Origin of the sequence: Streptomyces cylindrosporus, assembly GCF_022698165.1 — a bacterium.
GTDB lineage: Bacteria > Actinomycetota > Actinomycetes > Streptomycetales > Streptomycetaceae > Streptomyces > Streptomyces cylindrosporus.
In genome coordinates this window covers 181,594-199,942 of the sequence record NZ_JALDAY010000008.1, presented here as the reverse complement: position 1 = coordinate 199,942, position 18,349 = coordinate 181,594, and the positions used below count along the sequence as shown (strand labels likewise).

The 18,349-nt window shown below is 70.5% G+C and carries 17 protein-coding genes and 1 tRNA gene; 6 read left to right on the top strand and 12 right to left on the bottom strand.

Features of this window, described 5'->3' with window-relative positions; all coding sequences use genetic code 11:
- Positions 1-47 precede the first annotated feature (47 nt).
- The 5 genes from MQP27_RS26600 to MQP27_RS26580 all read right to left on the bottom strand — a co-directional run bounded on the left by MQP27_RS26600 (position 48) and on the right by MQP27_RS26580 (position 5,272).
- The gene (locus MQP27_RS26600; protein ID WP_242768273.1) at positions 48-953 is read right to left on the bottom strand and encodes an LLM class flavin-dependent oxidoreductase; all 906 of its coding nucleotides are present in this window, start codon (positions 951-953) and stop codon (positions 48-50) included.
- A gap of 82 nt (positions 954-1,035) precedes the next feature.
- The gene (locus tag MQP27_RS26595) at positions 1,036-1,584 is read right to left on the bottom strand and encodes an RNA 2'-phosphotransferase (protein ID WP_242768271.1); all 549 of its coding nucleotides are present in this window, start codon (positions 1,582-1,584) and stop codon (positions 1,036-1,038) included.
- Positions 1,585-1,705: 121 nt separating this feature from the next.
- The gene (locus tag MQP27_RS26590; RefSeq protein WP_242768269.1) at positions 1,706-2,644 is read right to left on the bottom strand and encodes a MerR family transcriptional regulator; all 939 of its coding nucleotides are present in this window, start codon (positions 2,642-2,644) and stop codon (positions 1,706-1,708) included.
- A 31-nt stretch (positions 2,645-2,675) separates the two neighbouring features.
- Positions 2,676-4,427 (bottom strand): SDR family oxidoreductase, encoded by a 1,752-nt coding sequence (locus MQP27_RS26585; protein WP_242768767.1) that lies wholly within the window; start codon positions 4,425-4,427, stop codon positions 2,676-2,678.
- A 2-nt stretch (positions 4,428-4,429) separates the two neighbouring features.
- Complete coding sequence (locus tag MQP27_RS26580; RefSeq protein WP_242768267.1) at positions 4,430-5,272, bottom strand: M24 family metallopeptidase; 843 nt, start codon at positions 5,270-5,272, stop codon at positions 4,430-4,432.
- A gap of 252 nt (positions 5,273-5,524) precedes the next feature.
- Between MQP27_RS26580 and MQP27_RS26575 the strand changes: the two genes are divergently transcribed.
- From MQP27_RS26575 to MQP27_RS26550, 6 genes are all read left to right on the top strand, one after another.
- Positions 5,525-6,487, top strand: a complete 963-nt coding sequence (locus MQP27_RS26575) for an ABC transporter ATP-binding protein (protein ID WP_242768766.1) — start codon at positions 5,525-5,527, stop codon at positions 6,485-6,487.
- Positions 6,477-7,394 (top strand): ABC transporter permease, encoded by a 918-nt coding sequence (locus tag MQP27_RS26570; RefSeq protein ID WP_242768265.1) that lies wholly within the window; start codon positions 6,477-6,479, stop codon positions 7,392-7,394. The genes MQP27_RS26575 and MQP27_RS26570 overlap by 11 nt, the downstream gene beginning before the upstream one ends.
- Positions 7,391-8,302 (top strand): ABC transporter ATP-binding protein, encoded by a 912-nt coding sequence (locus tag MQP27_RS26565; protein ID WP_242768263.1) that lies wholly within the window; start codon positions 7,391-7,393, stop codon positions 8,300-8,302. The genes MQP27_RS26570 and MQP27_RS26565 overlap by 4 nt, the downstream gene beginning before the upstream one ends.
- 10 nt (positions 8,303-8,312) lie before the next feature.
- Positions 8,313-9,032 carry an ABC transporter permease subunit gene (locus MQP27_RS26560; RefSeq protein WP_242768261.1) on the top strand — a complete coding sequence of 240 codons (720 nt, stop codon included), beginning with the start codon at positions 8,313-8,315 and terminating at the stop codon, positions 9,030-9,032.
- A 93-nt stretch (positions 9,033-9,125) separates the two neighbouring features.
- A complete protein-coding gene (locus MQP27_RS26555) occupies positions 9,126-9,326 on the top strand; it encodes an SGM_3592 family protein (RefSeq protein WP_242768259.1) in 201 nt (66 codons plus the stop codon).
- 251 nt (positions 9,327-9,577) lie between these two features.
- Positions 9,578-9,665, top strand: a tRNA-Ser gene (locus tag MQP27_RS26550).
- 15 nt (positions 9,666-9,680) lie between these two features.
- On the opposite strand, the gene MQP27_RS26545 is transcribed toward MQP27_RS26550, so the two are convergent.
- From MQP27_RS26545 to MQP27_RS26515, 7 genes are all read right to left on the bottom strand, one after another.
- Positions 9,681-10,478: an HAD family hydrolase gene (locus MQP27_RS26545; RefSeq protein ID WP_242768257.1), complete on the bottom strand. Its 798-nt coding sequence runs from the start codon at positions 10,476-10,478 to the stop codon at positions 9,681-9,683.
- A complete protein-coding gene (gene serS, locus MQP27_RS26540; RefSeq protein WP_242768255.1) occupies positions 10,475-11,752 on the bottom strand; it encodes a serine--tRNA ligase in 1,278 nt (425 codons plus the stop codon). Before serS ends, MQP27_RS26545 begins: the two co-directional genes overlap by 4 nt.
- Before the next feature lie 560 nt (positions 11,753-12,312).
- Positions 12,313-13,245, bottom strand: coding sequence for a prephenate dehydratase (pheA, locus tag MQP27_RS26535; protein WP_242768247.1), 933 nt, complete (start codon positions 13,243-13,245; stop codon positions 12,313-12,315).
- 33 nt (positions 13,246-13,278) lie between these two features.
- Positions 13,279-14,604, bottom strand: coding sequence for an iron uptake transporter deferrochelatase/peroxidase subunit (gene efeB, locus MQP27_RS26530; RefSeq protein WP_242768245.1), 1,326 nt, complete (start codon positions 14,602-14,604; stop codon positions 13,279-13,281).
- Between the two features lie 8 nt (positions 14,605-14,612).
- The gene (locus tag MQP27_RS26525) at positions 14,613-17,168 is read right to left on the bottom strand and encodes a copper resistance CopC/CopD family protein (RefSeq protein WP_242768243.1); all 2,556 of its coding nucleotides are present in this window, start codon (positions 17,166-17,168) and stop codon (positions 14,613-14,615) included.
- A 13-nt stretch (positions 17,169-17,181) separates the two neighbouring features.
- Entirely contained in the window at positions 17,182-17,640 is a 459-nt protein-coding gene (locus MQP27_RS26520) for a copper chaperone PCu(A)C (protein WP_242768241.1), read from the bottom strand.
- Entirely contained in the window at positions 17,637-18,290 is a 654-nt protein-coding gene (locus tag MQP27_RS26515; RefSeq protein WP_242768239.1) for an SCO family protein, read from the bottom strand. The genes MQP27_RS26520 and MQP27_RS26515 overlap by 4 nt, the downstream gene beginning before the upstream one ends.
- Between the last annotated feature and the right edge of the window lie 59 nt (positions 18,291-18,349).

Sequence of the window (18,349 nt, the reverse complement as noted above, 5' to 3'; positions counted from 1 at the left end):
CATGTGAGTGGTTACCGTCCTCATCAGCACCGTCACCCTCTGTCGGCTCAGCCGAGCTGTGCCCGCGCCTCCATGGCGATCTGTTCGAAGACCTTCTGGTCGGCGGCGAACGCCGTGCCGGGGATGGGCCAGTGGATCACGATCTCGGTGAAGCCCAGCTCGCGGTGGCGGCCGGCGAAGTCCACGAACGCGTCGAGCGACTCCAGCGGGCGGGCCCGGTCCGGGGTGAACCCGGTGAGCAGGGTCCGGTCCATTCCGGCCATGTCCCGCCCGATCTCGGCGCAGGCGTCGGCGAGCCTCTCGGCCTGTCCGCGAATGGCTTGAATCGACTGTTCAGGAGTGCCGTCCTCGTACAGCTTGGGGTCGCCGGTGGTCACCCAGGCCTGTCCGTACCGGGCGGCGAGCCGCAGTCCGCGGGGGCCGGTCGCGGCCACCGCGAAGGGCAGCCGGGGACCCTGCACACAGCCGGGGATGTTGCGGGCCTCGTGCGCCGAGTAGTAGTTGCCCTCGTACGACACCGAGTCCTCGGTCAGCAGCCGGTCCAGGAGCGGCACGAACTCGGCGAGCCGGTCGGCCCGCTCGCGCGGCGTCCAGGGCTCCTGCCCGAGCGCGGTGGCGTCGAAGCCGGTGCCGCCCGCTCCTATGCCGAGGGTGACGCGGCCGCCGGAGATGTCGTCGAGGGAGATCAGCTCCTTGGCGAGGGTCACCGGGTGCCGGAAGTTCGGCGAGGTCACCAGGGTGCCCAGGCGGAGCCGCTCGGTGACGGCCGCGGCGGCGGTCAGGGTGGGCACGGCACCGAACCACGGGCCGTCGCGGAAGGGGACGCGCCAGGAGAGGTGGTCGTAGGTGTAGGCGGTGTGGAAGCCGAGCTGCTCGGCCCGCTGCCATGCCGAACGGCCGCCCTCGTGCCAGCGGCGGTGCGGAAGGATCACGGTGCTCAAACGCAGACTCATGCGTACGAGACTAAGCGCACCCTCTGACAACGGACGAAACGGTCACGGTGCGCGGCTGCCCGGCCACGGCGTGAGCAGGGGCTCAGCGCGACTCGGGGAAGCGCAGGTACCGCGGGGGCACGCCCTGTGTCAGCCACACCCCGTTCGCGCTGACGTGGAACACGTGCCCGTCCCGGTGCATGGCGCCCGCGTCAACCGAGAGCACAACGGGCCGCCCGCGCCGCGCGCCCACGCGCGTGGCCGTCTCGCGGTCGGGCGAGAGGTGCACGTCGTGCCGGTTCATGGGGCGCAGCCCCTCGGTGCGGATGGCGTCCAGGTAGCGGTCCACGGTCCCGTGGTAGAGGTACGGCGGCGGGGTCGCCGGGGGCAGTCCCAGGTCGACGTCGACGCTGTGGCCCTGGCTGGCGCGGATCCGGGTGCCGTCGATCGCGAAGCGCTGCTTGTCGTTGGCGGCGACGACGTGGTCCAGTTCGTCGCGGGTGAAGCGGAAGTTGTGCGCGGCGGCCGCGGCGATCAGCTCGTCGATCTCGACCCAGCCGCCGTCGTCGAGGGTCAGCCCGATTCGTTCGGGTTGATGCCGTAGGTGCTTCGAGAGGTATTTCGACACCTTTACGGTGCGTCTTTCATCCATGCGATCAGCATGAGGGGAGAGACGTGCGTCACGCTAATTTTTTTGTTCCGAGGTTTGATCCACAACCAACTGTAGTTATCCACAGGCTACTTGGCGGTTCTGTGGACAACTCCCCGACATGTCAGCCCCCTTCGTCAAGATCGCCTGGGGGGCCTCCCCTTGACGCGAGCACGTCCAACACCCTTGCCCGCACCTCCCGTTCAGCCGCCAGCCCAACGAACTCCGCCACCCGTTCAGCGCCAACCAGCTCCTCCACCGCCCGAATCGTCTCCTCGGGCAGAACCACGGAGCGTGACATCGGCCGGGCCGACGCAGCGCCCTGCCCGCCGAGGTGCTGCCGCAGATGCCGGACCGCCAACAACCGCATCGCCCGCGCGAGTTCCGCGTCCACCGTCTGCTGCGCGAGTGGCCGCAGCCGCCGTACCAGCGAGGCCGCTTCCGCCGCGTCCGCGTCGGTCGGGCGGTGCGGGCCTTCGAGGTAGCGCGCGAAGACGTGCTCGGTGGTGAACTCCAGGAAACGGGCCGCGATGTGCTCGACCTGCCCCCTCAACTCCCGCAGATGACCGGAGATCGCGGACAGCGGCACGCCCGCCGAGTGCAACTCCACGGCCACGGCGAGCTCTTGGGGACTCGGTACGAGGAAGTGGTCCTCGTCGCCCGGGACCGGTTCCAGGATGCCGAGCTCCACGGCGTCCGCGACCGCTGCGGCGTCGGGGGAGCCGCCGAAGCGTTCGTCGAGTTCGGCGCGGGAGATCCGTACCGCCTCCTCGTCGGTCCACGGGCCGTCCACCTCGGCGACCAGCCCGAGCACCCCGCCGAGGCCGCGGCCCGCGTCCCAGGCCTCCAGGAGCTCCTTGATGGAGGCCAGGGTGTAGCCGCGGTCGAGCAGGTCGGCGATCCGGCGCAGCCGGGCGAGGTGGGTCTCGGAGTAGAGGTTGGCGCGGCCGCGCCGCTCGGGGCGGGGGAGCAGGCCGCGGTCCTGGTAGGCACGGATGGTGCGGACGGTGGCGCCGCTCGCGTGGGCCAGGTCCTCGATCCGATACACCGCCGCGTCGCTCACGCCGCCGCCCTCCCCACTCGGCTCGGCGCGCTCACAGCGGTGGTTCCAGCCGGGCTATCGCCCGCAACGCGCGCGGGGTGAAGCGGGACATCAGGTGGGCGCCCCGGGCCTCCGGAGTAACCGGCACGACGGCCTGGTTGCGGACGACGGCCTTCAGGACGGCGTCGGCGACCTTCTCCGGCGGGTAGTTGCGCAGCCCGTACAGGCGCGCGGACTTCTTCTGGCGGCGCTTCTCCTCCTCGGCGTCCACGCCCGCGAAGCGCGCGGTGGAGGTGATGTTGGTGTTGACGAAGCCGGGGCAGATCGCGCTCACGCCGATACCCTGCCCGGCGAGTTCGGCGCGCAGGCACTCGCTGAGCATCAGCACGGCCGCCTTGGAGGTGCTGTAGGCGGGCAGCGCCTTGGAGGGCTGGTACGCGGCTGCCGACGCGGTGTTGACGATGTGGCCGCCCTGGCCGCGCTCGGCCATCTGCTTCCCGAAGAGTCGGCAGCCGTGGATGACACCCCACAGGTTGACGTCGAGGACCTTCTTCCAGTCCTCCGGTGTGGTGTCGAAGAAGGAGCCGCCCAGGCCGATCCCGGCGTTGTTCACCAGGACGTCCACCACGCCGTACTCGGCGGCGACCTTGTCGGCGAGCTTCTCCATGGCCTGCTCGTCGGAGACGTCCACGGTCTCCGCCCAGGCCTCCGGGGCGCCGACCAGGCGGGACAGTTCGGCGGTGCGGGTCGCGGCCTCGGCGTCCCGGTCGACGGCGACCACGCGCGCGCCGGCCTCGGCGAACGCGAACGCGGTGGCCCGTCCGATGCCGCTGCCCGCACCGGTGACCAGGACGAGCTGTCCGCCGAAGCGCTCGGCGTACTTGCCGGTCGCCGCCACCTCGGTCCGGCCTCCCTCGGTGGCCGTCACGAACTCCGTGATCCAGGAGGCCAGTTGGTCGGGCCGGGTGCGCGGTATCCAGTGCTTGGCGGGGAGCGTGCGGCGGGTCAGCCGCGGGACCCAGGTGTCGAGGTCGTCGTAGAGGCGCTGGGACAGGAAGGCGTCCTCCAGGGGCGTGATGAGCTGCACGGGCGCGTGCGCGTACACGTCGGGGCGTGGCCTGCGCAGCCTCGCCCGGACGTTGTCGCGGTACAGCCACGCCCCGTGGGCAGCGTCCTGGGGCAGCGAGGTGGTCGGGTAGCCGTCGCCGGTCACCTTCTCGAAGCGGCGCAGGACGGCCGGCCAGCGCTTGCCGAGGGGGCCGCGCCAGGCCAGTTCGGGCAGCACGGGCGTATGCAGCGCGTACACGTACCAGGACTTGGCTCCCTGGCCGAGGAGTTGGCCGACCCGGCGCGGAGTGGGCTTCCTCAGGCGGCTGTTGATCCAGTGGCCGAAGTGGTCCAAGGACGGGCCGGACATCGACGTGAACGACGCGATGCGCCCCTCGGTGCGCTGGACGGTGACGAACTCCCAGGACTGGACCGAGCCCCAGTCGTGGCCCACCACGTGCACCGGCCGGTCCGGGCTGACCGCGTCGATCACCGCGAGGAAGTCGTCGGTGAGCTTCTCCAGGGTGAAGCCGCCGCGCAGGGGCTGCGGCGCCGACGAGCGGCCGTGGCCCCGGACGTCGTACAACACCACGTGGAAGCGGTCCGCGAGCCGCGTGGCGACCTCGGACCAGACCTCCTTGCTGTCCGGGTAGCCGTGCACCAGGACGACCGTCGGCCGCCCGGTCTCGCCCAGTTCGGCGACGCACAGCTCGACGCCGCCGGTCCGCACCCGGCGCTCGCGCGCGCCCTTGAGCATGCTCACTTCTCCTCCGCCCAGCGCCGCACGTGCGGCAGATCGTCGTCCAGCCAGAAGGCGCTCTCGACCGGGTCCCTGGAGTCGGTGACGACCAGGATCTCCTCGAACTTCGCCCCGGTGCCGCGGAATCCGAGGTGGGGTTCGACGGCCCACAGGCCCGGCCGCGGCGGGTGGTCGGAGAAGCGGTACGGCGACCAGAGCGGGGACCAGCCCTCGCGGTGGCCGTGCAGCGCGTCGGCGGCAAGGCCCTTGAGGGACTGGGTGCCGAATCCGAACAGGTGCGGTGAGAAGCGGCGTTGCCGCACACGGTCGACCTTGTGGGCGATGACGCCGAAGGGGTAGGCGCGGTGCCGGTTGGCGTAGCCCTGGCGGACCATGAGGCGGTCCACGTCCTCGTAGATCGCGCGCAGCGGGCGCCGCTCGCGCACCTCGCGCAGGATCAGCTCGCGATGCGCCTCCAGGTCGGCCATGAGCCGGTCCTGCACGGGGTTGACGCCGAGCGAGCCCGAGTAGCCGATGTCGGCCGTGTAACCGTCGTACACGGGAGCCATGTCGAGGATGAACGGCATCCCGGGCTCCAGGCGGCGGTCGGTGGGGAAGAACTGGAGCGGGACGCGGAAGTTCACGAAGGCCGTGCGGTCGCCGAACCAGGCGAAGGGCAGGTGGAACCAGTCCCGCACCCCGCGCTCGCGCAGCCACGCCCGCTGCATACGGGCCGCCTCGCGCTCGGTCACCCCCGGCCGCAGCTGGGCGGCGACCGCCTCGGCGCACTCGTAGGCGAGGCGCTGCACCTGCCTGAATCCCCGCAGTTCCACGGAGAGTTCGTCTGTCACTGCCGTCGTCATGCCACCGCCCCACCCTCGTCCACGCCGACTGCGGTACGTGCCCGTAACTTGACACCAGCGAATGTGACAGTTGTTAGAGGCTGCGTCAATAGGCGGGGTCCGGGCTGTGGACAACCCTGGGTGACGGGTAACTGTGCGTAGCTCTCAGGTAGGGGTCTCCCCTACGGACCCGTACATCTGGAGTCTGAGACGAAGACAGCTCTGCGGTCTGACGACCGGCGTGGTCCAGGTCACTACCTTCGAAGCGTGACTGTGATCGCGACCGAAAGCCTGAGCAAGCGGTTCCCCCGGGTGACCGCGCTTGACCGGCTCTCCGTCGACGTCGGACCCGGTGTGACCGGGCTCGTCGGAGCCAACGGAGCCGGCAAGTCCACCATGATCAAGATCCTGCTGGGTCTGTCCCCCGCCTCCGAGGGCCGAGCCGAAGTGCTCGGGCTCGACGTCGCGACCAAGGGTGCCGCCATCCGTGAGCGCGTCGGCTACATGCCGGAGCACGACTGCCTGCCGCCGGACGTCTCGGCGACCGAGTTCGTCGTCCACATGGCCCGCATGTCCGGCCTGCCGCCGACGGCCGCGCGCGAGCGCACCGCGGACACCCTGCGCCATGTCGGCCTGTACGAGGAGCGCTACCGCCCCATCGGCGGCTACTCGACGGGCATGAAGCAGCGCGTGAAGCTCGCCCAGGCCCTCGTGCACGACCCGCAGCTGGTCTTCCTGGACGAGCCGACCAACGGCCTCGACCCGGTCGGCCGCGACGAGATGCTCGCCCTCATCCGGCGCATCTACACAGACTTCGGCATCTCGGTCCTGGTCACCTCGCACCTTCTGGGCGAGCTGGAGCGCACCTGCGACCACGTCGTCGTCATCGACGGCGGCAAGCTCCTGCGCTCCAGCTCCACCACGGACTTCACCCAGACCACGACGACGATCGCCATCGAGGTCACCGACACCGACGAGCACCCGGACGGCACGCGCGTGATGCGTGAGGCGCTGCACGCGCGCGGGGTGAGCGTCGAGGCCGGCAGCGGCCTGCCGGGCGCCGGCCACATCCTGCTGCTGACCGCGCAGGGCGAGGAGACGTACGACCTGGTGCGCGACGTCGTCGCCGACCTGGGTCTCGGCCTGGTGCGCATGGAGCAGCGCCGGCACCACATCTCGGAGGTCTTCACCACCGAGGACGAGCAGCGGAAGGAGGCGGCCGTCCATGGCAGTTGAGCAGCCCGTGCCGACATCCGCCGCTACGCCGGGTGACCAGACCCGCATCCACAACATCGGCTACCGCAACTACGACGGCCCCCGGCTCGGCCGCTCGTACGCGACCCGCTCGCTCTACTCGCAGTCCCTGCGCGGCGCCTACGGCCTCGGCCGCTCGGTCAAGTCCAAGGTGCTGCCGATGCTGCTCTTCGTGGTGATGTGCGTGCCCGCGGCCATCATGGTCGCCGTCGCGGTCGCCACCAAGGCCAAGGACCTGCCCGTCGACTACACGCGCTACGCGATCATCATGCAGGCCGTCATCAGCCTGTACGTCGCCTCGCAGGCGCCCCAGTCGGTCTCGCGCGACCTGCGCTTCAAGACCGTGCCGCTGTACTTCTCCCGGCCGATCGAGACCGCCGACTACGTACGCGCGAAGTACGCCGCGCTGGCCTCCGCGATGTTCGTCCTGACCGCGGCCCCGCTGATCGTGCTCTATGTGGGCGCGCTGCTGGCCAAGCTCGACTTCGCCGACCAGACCAAGGGATTCGCGCAGGGACTCGTCTCCGTGGCACTGCTCTCACTGCTCTTCGCCGGCATCGGCCTGGTCATCGCCTCGGTGACCCCGCGGCGCGGCTTCGGCATCGCCGCCGTCATCGCCGTACTGACGATCTCCTACGGCGCGGTCTCCACCCTCCAGGCGATCGCCGACGCCCAGAACAGCACGGGCGCCATCCCCTGGATCGGCCTGTTCTCGCCCGTCACGCTCATCGACGGCGTCCAGTCGGCCTTCCTCGGCGCGAGCTCGGCGTTCCCCGGCGCGGTCGGCCCGACGAACGGCGAGGGCGTGGTCTACGTCCTCGTGGTCCTCGGCCTGATCGCCGCCTGCTACGGCCTCCTGATGCGGCGCTACCAGAAGGTGGGACTATGACCACGCTCAACATCGACCATGTCTCCCGCTGGTTCGGCAACGTGGTCGCCGTCAACGACATCACCATGACCATCGGCCCGGGCGTCACCGGCCTGCTCGGCCCCAACGGCGCCGGAAAGTCCACCCTCATCAACATGATGGGCGGCTTCCTCGCCCCCTCGACCGGCTCCGTCACCCTCGACGGCGAGCAGGTCTGGCGCAACGAGGCGATCTACAAGCACATCGGCATCGTCCCCGAGCGCGAGGCGATGTACGACTTCCTCACCGGCCGCGAATTCGTCGTCGCCAACGCCGAGTTGCACGGCCTGGGCGCCAAGGCGGCGCAGAAGGCCCTGGCCACGGTCGAGATGGAGTACGCGCAGGACCGCAAGATCTCCACGTACTCCAAGGGCATGCGCCAGCGCGTGAAGATGGCCTCCGCCCTGGTGCACGACCCCTCGCTGCTCCTGCTGGACGAGCCGTTCAACGGCATGGACCCGCGCCAGCGCATGCAGCTCATGGATCTGCTGCGCCGTATGGGCGACGAGGGCCGCACGGTGCTGTTCTCGTCCCACATCCTCGAAGAGGTCGAGCAGCTCGCCTGGCACATCGAGGTCGTGGTGGCCGGACGGCACGCGGCCAGCGGAGACTTCCGCAAGATCCGCCGCCTGATGACCGACCGCCCGCACCGCTACCTGGTCCGCTCCAGCGACGACCGCGCCCTCGCGGCCGCGCTGATCGCCGACCCGTCGACGTCGGGCATCGAAGTCGACCTGCAGGAAGGCGCGTTGCGCATCCAGGCCGTCGACTTCGGCCGCTTCACCGCGCTGCTGCCGAAGGTCGCCCGCGACCACGGCATCCGGCTGCTGACGGTCTCGCCGTCCGACGAGTCCCTCGAGTCCGTGTTCTCGTACCTGGTCGCGGCGTAGGAGGCCGAAGATGTACGACCCCACAGTCGCCCGACTCACCTACCGGGCCCTGCTCGGCCGGCGCCGGGCCCTCATCCTGGGCGCCCTGCCGCTGCTGCTGATCGCGATCTCGGTCGTCGTCCGCGGCCTGGCCGGCGCCGACGACCAGACCGCCTCCGACCTGCTGGGCGGGCTCGCGCTCGCCACGATGGTGCCGATCATCGGCGTCATCGCGGGTACCGGCGCGATCGGACCGGAGATCGACGACGGCTCGGTGGTGTACCTGCTGTCCAAGCCGCTGAAGCGGCCCACGATCATCTTCACCAAGCTGATCGTGGCGATCGCGGTGACGATGGTGTTCTCGGCGCTGCCGACGCTCGTCGCCGGGTTCATCCTGAACGGCAACGGCCAGCAGATCGCCGTCGCCTACACGGTCGCGGCCCTCGTCTCGTCGATCGCCTACGCGGCGCTCTTCCTGCTGCTGGGCACGGTGTCACGGCACGCCGTGGTCTTCGGGCTCGTCTACGCGCTGGTCTGGGAGGCCCTGTTCGGCTCCCTGGTCTCCGGGGCCCGCACGCTCAGCGTCCAGCAGTGGTCGCTGGCCGTCGCCCACAAGGTGGCCGGCGGCGACCTGGTGACCTCGGACGTCAGCCTTCCCACGGCGACGGTCCTGCTGATCGTGGTCACCGTCCTCGCCACCTGGTACGCCGGGCAGAAGCTGCGGTCGCTGACGCTGGCCGGCGAGGAGTAGGCGCCGTCCCGGACGCCGCCTTTATTGACAGGGACTTCACCTCTGTCCGGGCACACTGGGCATAAGGGAAATGGTGGGCTGAGAGGAACGGGGATGGCAGACAACTGGGACGACCTCGTCCTGGACGAGGACTTCATACGGTCCGCCGAGACGGCCGAGCCCTCAGCCCGCGCCCGCATGCTCGCCGCCCGCTGGCGCGCCGAGGAACCCGAGCCGCAGCCGTGGCGCTCCGACGAGCCGCCGGCGGGGTGGTTCTTCAGCAAGGCGCGCCGGCGGAAGTGGCGCAGGCGGTAGGCGAGCGGCGGTAGGAGAGCCCCGGCCGACCTTTTAATCAGTGGCGCCCAATTCGCCGTACAGGGACGATGGTTGTGTCCATCCCGCCGGGCGGTGAGTCCGGCGCCACGTTCTGGGAGAGGAGCCGGACGATGTCCATGCACGACAGTACGTCCCGCTCCCGACAGGGCAGCCTGCGGCGGATCGCCATGTAGCTGCCCGGGGCGGCCGCTTCGAGCACGCGATGTCGCTCTCGCGTGGGCCGCCCACCCGGAGGATTGGCCGAGTGGTAAGGCACCGGCTTGCTAAGCCGTGGTCGGGCCTGAAAAGCCCGCGCACGTTCGATCCGTGCATCCTCCGCAAGAGACCGAAGAACTAGCCCAGCAACCGTTCCAGCACGACCGCGATCCCCTCCTCCTCGTTGGAGGCCGTCACCTCGTCCGCCACCGCCTTGAGCTCCTCGTGGGCATTGGCCATCGCCACGCCGTACGACGCCCACCCGAACATCGGCACGTCGTTCGGCATGTCGCCGAAAGCGATCGTCTCCGCTGCCTTGATGCCCAGCCGACGGGCCGCCAGGGACAGTCCCGTCGCCTTCGACAGACCGAGAGGCAGGAGCTCGACGATCCCCGGGCCCGCCATCGCGACGGTCACGAAACCGCCCGCCGCCTGCCGTGAGGCCTCCGCCAGCTCGTCGTCCGTCAGCTCGGGATGCTGTATGTAGATCTTGTTCAGCGGCGCGGCCCACAGCTCCGACGCGTCCATGAGCGGCGTCGCGGGAAGCTCGCCGGTCAGGGCGTAACCCGGCCCCACCAGCACCTCGCCCTCCAGCCCGGCCCGGCTCGCCGCCAGGTGCAGCGGGCCGACCTCAGCCTCGATCTTGGCCAGCGCCACGCCCGCCAGCTGCCGGTCCAGGGTGACCGACGTCAGCAGGCGGTGCGCGCCGGCGTCGTACACCTGCGCGCCCTGCCCGCAGACCGCGAGGCCCTCGTAGCCGAGGTCGTCGAGGATGTGCCGGGTCCACGGGACCGCGCGGCCGGTGACGACGATGTGCGCGGCGCCCGCGGCCGTCGCCGCGGTGAGCGCCTCACGGGTGCGGGGCGAGACCGACTCGTCGGAGCGCAGCAGCGTCCCGTCGAGGTCGGTCGCGACCAGCCGGTAGGGGAACGTCACTTGGCGACCGGCTCCAGGACCTCACGGCCGCCCAGGTACGGGCGCAGCACCTTGGGGACGACGACCGAGCCGTCGGCCTGCTGGTGGTTCTCCAGGATCGCCACGATCGTGCGCGGTACGGCGCACAGCGTGCCGTTCAGCGTCGCCAGCGGCTGGACCTTCTTGCCGTCGCGCAGGCGGACGGAGAGGCGGCGGGCCTGGAAGCTGTCGCAGTTGGACGCCGAGGTCAGCTCGCGGTACTTGCCCTGGGTGGGGATCCACGCCTCGCAGTCGTACTTGCGGGAGGCGGAGGCGCCCAGGTCGCCGGAGGCCACGTCGATGACCTGGAAGGGCAGCTCAAGGCCGGTCAGCCACTGCTTCTCCCAGTCCAGGAGCCGCTTGTGCTCGTTCTCCGCGTCCTCGGGGGCGACGTACGAGAACATCTCGACCTTGTCGAACTGGTGCACGCGGAAGATGCCCCGCGTGTCCTTGCCGTAGGTGCCGGCCTCGCGGCGGAAGCACGGCGAGAAGCCGGCGTAGCGCAACGGCAGCTTGTCGGCGTCGAGGATCTCGTCCATGTGGTACGCGGCGAGGGGGACCTCGGAGGTGCCGACCAGGTAGTAGTCGTCCTTCTCCAGGTGGTACACGTTCTCCGCGGCCTGGCCGAGGAAGCCGGTGCCCTCCATGGCGCGCGGGCGGACCAGGGCCGGGGTCAGCATCGGGATGAAGCCGGCCTCCGTGGCCTGCGCGATCGCCGCGTTGACCAGGGCCAGCTCCAGCAGGGCGCCGACGCCGGTGAGGTAGTAGAAGCGCGAGCCGGACACCTTGGCGCCTCGCTCGACGTCGATGGCGCCCAGCGCCTCGCCGAGCTCCAGGTGGTCCTTGGGCTCGAAGCCCTCGGCGCCGAAGTCGCGGATGGTGCCGTGCGTCTCCAGGACGACGAAGTCCTCCTCGCCGCCGACGGGCACGTCCGGGTGGACGAGGTTGCCGAGCTGGAGGGCGAGGCGCTTGGTCTCCTCGTCGGCCTCCGTCTGCTCGGCGTCGGCCGCCTTGACGTCGGCGGCCAGCTGGCTCGCCTTCTTCAGCAGCTCGGCCTTCTCGTCGCCGGAGGCCTTGGGGATGAGCTTGCCGAGCGACTTCTGCTCGTTGCGCAGCTCGTCGAAGCGGACGCCGGAGGACCTGCGCCGCTCGTCGGCAGACAGGAGAGCGTCGACGAGCGCGACGTCCTCTCCACGGGCGCGCTGGGACGCGCGCACACGGTCGGGGTCCTCACGGAGCAGGCGAAGGTCAATCACGCGGTCAAGGCTACCGGTGCGGGCATACGCCTCACGACTCAGCATTCACAACCGTGCCGAATTGTCGCTTACGTTCCGCTATGAGGGAATTGCCGAGCGTGTCAATAAAAAGCGTCCCACTCCCTGGTACGGGGCAGGCGGCGGGCGCCGTGTTGACCCGATTCCCTTGTGCGGAGCGGGACTTGGGGTTCCGTTGTCCACAGCGGTCCACACCCGCCGAGGAGTTATCCACAGGGTGTGCGGAGCATCTGTGGATTTCGGAATTGATCACTCCGAAACCGGTGCGTCACGCCCGGGATTCCCGGTTCAAACCATGCCTTACCACTACTTTCGAGTGGAAAGGGGTCGCTCCAAAGGATTGACTAAAGGAAAAGAGTGGACGAAGGGTGATGTGCGCGCCGGTGGACGGCGGAGGGCCTCCAGGGCCGATTTGTCGACAGGGTCGCGTCTCGGTGTCGACTTGTCCCCAGGTCGAGAAGCGCGCCTGTGGATAACTTCTGTGGATAACGAAAATCTGCAGGTAAGACCGGTGCTCGAAGGGGCCGTCCAGAAGCGGCCGTCTAGAAGCGCCCGTCCTGGCAGCGGGCCACCCAGTCCGACGCGGAGACGAACTCCTCGTCCGAGGTCCCGAGGCGCGGCGCGCTCACGTCCTCCACGCCCACGTCGGCCCGCGGGTACGAGCCCAGGAACCGCACCTCCAGGCAGATCCGCTTGAGCCCCATCAGCGCCTCGGCCACCCGGCGGTCGGAGATGTGGCCCTCGGCGTCGATGCAGAAGCAGTAGTTGCCGATGCCGGCGCCGGTCGGGCGGGACTGGAGCAGCATCAGGTTGATGCCGCGGGTGGCGAACTCGCCGAGCAGGTCGCGCAGACCACCCGGGTGGTCGTCGCGCTGCCACAGCACGACGGACGTCTTGTCCGCGCCGGTCGGCGCCGCGGGCCGGGCGGGCCGGCCCACCAGCACGAAGCGGGTCTGCGCGTTCTCCGCGTCGTGGATCCCGGTCTCCAGGGCCTCCAGGCCGTACCGGGCGGCCGCGAACTCACCGGCGAACGCGGCGTCGTACTGGCCCTCCTGGACCAGCCGGGCGGCGTCCGCGTTCGAGGCGGCCGACTCCCAGTGGGCGTCCGGGAGGTTGTTCCTGAGCCAGTTGCGCACCTGCGGCTGGGCGGCCGGGTGCGCCGAGACCGTCTTGATGTCGGACAGCTTCGTGCCCGGCCGGACCAGCAGCGCGAAGGTGATCGACAGCAGCACCTCGCGGTAGATCATCAGCGGCGCGCCCGCGACCAGCTCGTCGAGGGTGGTGGTGATGCCGCCCTCGACGGAGTTCTCGATCGGCACGAACGCGGCCTCGGCCTCACCGGCACGGACCGCGTCCAGCGCGGACTGCACGGACACGTACGGGATCAGCTCCCGGGTGGCCGCCTCGGGCAGCGTCCGCAGCGCGACTTCGGTGAAAGTGCCCTCGGGACCGAGGTAGGCATAGCTCGCTGGCATGCCCTCACCCTAATGGCCTCACGGGGGCACGGCTCACCCTTCCAGCAGCCGCTGCCCCACGTACTCGCCCTTCGCCGCACCGCCCGGCACCGCGAACAGGCCGCTGGCCTCGTGCCGGATGTACTTCGACAGGGCGTCGCCGCGGTCGAGCTTGCGCTGGACCGGGACGAAGCCGCGCAGCGGATCGGCCTGCCAGCACACGAACAGCAGACCCGCGTCCGGAACTCCGTTCGCGTCGAAGCCGTCGTGGTACGAGAACGGGCGCCGCAGCATCGCCGCACCGCCGTTCTGGTCGGGGCGCGTGATGCGGGAGTGGGCGTTGACCGGGACGACGTACTCGCCCTTGGCGTCGGTCTTGTCGAGGTCCATCGCGGTCGTCTCGGAACCGCCGGACAGCGGGGCCCCGTTGGACTTGCGGCGTCCGATGACGTTCTCCTGGGCGGCGAGCGAGAGCTTCTCCCAGTCGTCGAGGAGCATGCGGATACGGCGTACGACGGCGTAGGAGCCGTTCGCCATCCACGACGGGTCGTTGGAGCCGGAGGACGGCACGAAGATCCGCTTGTCGAAGTCCGAGTCCGTCGGCTTCGGATTGCGGGTGCCGTCCAGCTGGCCCATGAGGTTGCGGGCCGTCATGGGGTGGGCCGTGGCACCCGGCGTGCGGTTGAAGCCGTTCATCTGCCAGCGGATGCGGGCCGCCGCGCCCGCGTCCTTCTGGATCGCGCGCAGGGCGTGGAAGGCGACCAGACCGTCGTTGGCGCCGATCTGCACCCACAGGTCGCCGTTGCTGCGCGCCTTGTCGAGATGGTCGGAGGAGAAGTCGGGCAGCGGGTCGAGGGAGACCGGGCGCTGCTTCTCCAGGCCGGTGCGGGCGAAGAAGCTGTGCCCGAAGCCGAAGGTGATCGTCAGCGAGGACGGCCCGGCGTCACGGGCCACATCCGTGTCGTCGCTGGTGAGGGCCTCGCCCGCCATCAGCCGCTCGGCCGTCGCCGACCAGCGGCGCAGCAGCGCGGCCGCCTCCTTGCGGCCCGCGCCGGCCGCCAGGTCGAAGGCGACGAGGTGGCCCTTGGCCTGGAGGCCCTCGGTGATCCCGGGCTGATGTTTCCCGTGAAACATTGCCATGTCCGCGCCGACGGAGGAGAGCGGAGTGGCCTCGGAGGGCGCGGCGGCGTAGCCCACGGCACCACCGGCGGTGCCGAGCACGAGGCCGGTGGCGCCGGCTGTGCCGAGGAGGGTGCGGCGGGAGATGCCGGAGCCGTCCTGGACGGGGGTTTCCCCGCGGGTGCCGTTCCCTGGGAGGGTCTCCTCCGGGGCCGGTGCCGCCCCGGACGTGCAGGCTTCGGGGATGGACTGGTCAGCCATGGTGCGATTCAGCCGATCTGCGCGTTCTTGGAGACGGTCACCTGGTCGATGTCGGAGGTCCGCACGGTCACGGCGACCTTCCAGTCGCCGGCCATCGGGATCTGGATTCCGCTCGCCGCCCAGTGACCGGTGGCGACATGGTCCGGCGCGACGGGCAGCGGACCGATCTTCTTGGCCTCCAGGGTGAAGGCGACCTTCACCTCGGGGATGTCGAAGGCCCGCCCGTTGGGCCGGGTGACGTAGACGTGCATCTCGTTGCCGCCCACGCGCGCGGGGTCGAGGTCGACCGAGACGACGCCCTTGCCGTCCGTGCCGCCGGTGTCGAAGGGCATGGTCAGGGTCACCGCGCCGGACGAGGAGTCCGACGCGGAGGAAGAGGAGGACGCGGCTGCCTTGGCCGCGTTGGCGTCTTCCTCGGTACGGCCCGGCTCGGTCTGCGTCAGCACGGTGGTCACGGCGAGCAGCACGACGGCCACAGCGGCCTCGGCGAGCACGGAGCGGCGCAGCCCGAACCGGTCGGGGTCGGCATCCCGCTGCCGCTTCTGCCGCGCGGTGTCGACGGCGGCCCGCTGCCGGGCGAGCTGGGCGGCACGTTTGCGGTCGGCGGGGGGCTTGGAGGCGCCGGGGGTCCTGGAAGCGCCGGTGACCTCGGACGCTTCGGCGGCCTCGGACTCGCCGGAGCGCTTGGCGTCACCGCCGGCGGTGGAGCCGCTGGTCGTCGAGCTGTCGGCGGCGGTCGAGCTGTCGGCGGGGGTCGAGTTGGCGGTGGTTGCGGTCGAGCTGTGGGTGGCGGTCGAGTCGGTGGTGGTTGCGGTCGAGCTGTGGGTGGTGGTCGAGTTGGCGGTGGCCGTCGTGCCGCTGCCGGCCGTCGCGCTCGCGGTTTCCGAGCCGGTGGCCGTCGTGGAGCTCACGGCATTTACGCCCCCGGTGATCGTGGAGGTCACCGTCTTCCTGCCCCCGGTGGTCGCGGAGCTCACGGTCTTCGCGCCCCCGGTGGTCGCGCCCCCGGTGGTCGCGCCCCCGGTGGTCGCGGAGCCGGCGGACGCACTGGCCGAGTCACCCGACGTACTGGCCGAGTCGGCGGACGTACTGGCCGAATCGGCGGACGCCCTGGACGAGCCGCCCGACGCCGTGGACGCCCCGGCACCCGCCCGCGCGCCCGCATGCTGCTTCTCGCCCGCGCCGACACCCTCCTCGACACTCTCGTCGACACCTTCCTCGGCACCTTCCTCAACGCCGCCCCTGACGCCTTCCTCTACGCGACCCGTTACGCCTTCCCCGACGCCCTCCCCCGTCTCCGCGCCCTCTCCGGCCGCCCCGCGCGGCGCCCCCACAACCCCGTCCGCCAGCCGCCCGGTCCACCGTCGGGAGATCCACGCGATGCCCACGAGCAGCGTCACCAGCCCGATCTTGACGAGCAGCAGCTGGCCGTACGCCGTGTCCGTGAACGCCGACCAGGAGCCCAGCTGGCGCCAGGACTGGTAGACGCCCGTCGCGATCAGCGCGCACACGCTGCCGAAGGCGACGGCCGAGAAGCGTCGTACCGCCGCGGTCTCGATCGGGGTCTCCGCGCGGTACAACGCGACGAGCAGCGCGCACAGTCCGCCCAGCCAGGCCGCGACGGCCAGCAGATGGACGACGTCGACCGGCATCGCGATCCCCGGCTGGAGCCCGGTCGAGGCGTGCTCGGCCATCGCCCAGCTCGCCGCGAGCCCCGCCGACACCACGAACCCGCCGATCGCGAGCCCGAAGGTGAGGTCCCGCTTCTCCTCGTCCTCCCGCTTGTCGTACGCGCCGAACAGCACGGCGATGAACAGCGCCGCCGCGGCGAGCAGCAGCAGCCGGGAGACCAGGGCCGCGCCGGTCTTGGTCTGCAGCACCTGCCCCAGCAGGCTCAGGTCGAAGATGTCGCCGACCTTGCCGGAGCTGGTGTAGGAGCCGCGCAGGAGCAGCAGCAGAAGGGTCGCCGAGGTCAGCGCGAGCCAGCCGGAGACCACGAGCCGCTGCAGCGGCCGTACCCCCGAACCGCGTTGCCAGCAGGCGAGCACGAAGGCGGCGCCGCCCACCAGGACGATGAAGCCGGCGTACGACACGTACCGCCCGAAGCCGTAGAGCCAGCCGACGACCCCGCCGCCGGCCGTGTCGCCGGAGACCGAGACGGTGGTCTGGGAGGGGGCGCCGATGGAGAAGGTGAAGGCGCCCGCGACGGGGTGGCTGTCGGCCGAGACGACCTGCCAGGCCACCGTGTAGGTGCCGTCGGGCAGACCGCTGTGCAGGGGCACGGCGTACGTGGTGCCGCTGACGTCGGTCGCCTTGCCGGTGTCGACCCGCTTGCCCTTGGGGTCGAGGACGCGCACGGAGTCGCCGGAGGTGGCGACCTTCTCGGAGAAGGTCAGCGAGACCTGGGTGGGCGCCTTGTCGACCACCACCCCCGAAGCGGGGTCGCTGCCGGTGAGCGCCGCGTGCGCGGAGGCCGGTCCGGCGCCGGCGAGCAGCGCGCCCACGACGGCCAGGAACAGCAGCACCAGGATGCGCATACGGCGGGGGGTGATGGTCGGTGTCACGGTCGTGCCTCCCTCAGTGGCCGGTCGCAGGGTTGTACGTGGCCGACTTCACCGGCATCTCGACCGTGATCGGATCGGACTTGGCGAAGTGCAGTTCGACGGTCACCTTCTCGCCCTGCCTCGGCTTGCGCTTCAGCTTCTCGAACATCAGGTGATTGCCGCCGCTCTTGAACACGAGTTGACCGTGTGCGGGCACATCGAGGGACGTGACCTCCTCCATGGACTGCCCGACGGTCTCGTGCATGGTGACGGTGGCCGCCGCGTCGCTGGTGACCGAGGTCAGCTCGTCCTTCGCGCCGCCCTTGTTGGCGATGGTGAAGTAGCCCGCGGCCATGTCGCCGGTGACCGGCTGGGGCATGTAGGAGGCGCTGACCGACAGTTCGGCCTTGGAGCCGCCGGAGCCGGAGCCTCCGCAGCCGGTCAGGGCCAGCGCGCCCGCTATCAGTGCCGCGGGCACGACGAGCTGCCTCACGGGTTCTCCCCCTTGATGATCTTGGGGAGGTCCTTGGTGTAGTCGTCGACGGTGGCGTCCTCGCCGTAGAGGACGTAACCGCCGTTGGTCTTCGGCGAGAACGCGATGACCTGGGTGCCGTGCACGGAGACGGTCTTGCCGGTCTTCTTGTCCTTGTGGGTCGGCTCGATGGAGATGCCGAGGGTGCGGGCGCCCGCCTGGATGGTGGCGAAGTCGCCGGTCAGGCCGACGATCTGGGGGTCGATGCCCTTGAGCCACTTGCCGAGCTCGGACGGGGTGTCGCGGGCCGGGTCGGTCGTCACGAACACGATCCGCAGCTTGTCCTGGTCGGCCTTGGACAGCTGCTTCTTGGCGACGGCGAGGTTGTTCATCGTCAGCGGGCAGATGTCGGGGCAGTGGGTGTAGCCGAAGTAGATCAGCGTCGGCTTGCCGGCCGTCTCCTTGCGGAAGTCGTACTTCTTGCCCTGGGTGTCGGTCAGCACCAGGTCCGGCTTCTCGAAGGGCTGGTCGAGGAGGGTCGCGGCCTTCTGCGAGCCGTCCTCGGAGACCACGGCGACGGGCGAGTCGTCACCGCCACCGCCGCCGCAGGCGGAGAGGGTGAGGGTGGCGGCGGCGATCAGCGCGGCCGCGGCGAACGTCTTCTTGCGCATAGAAAAATGTCCCAGATGTTGTGAGCCCCGGTGTGCACCGGGGGCGTACCGACGTCGAT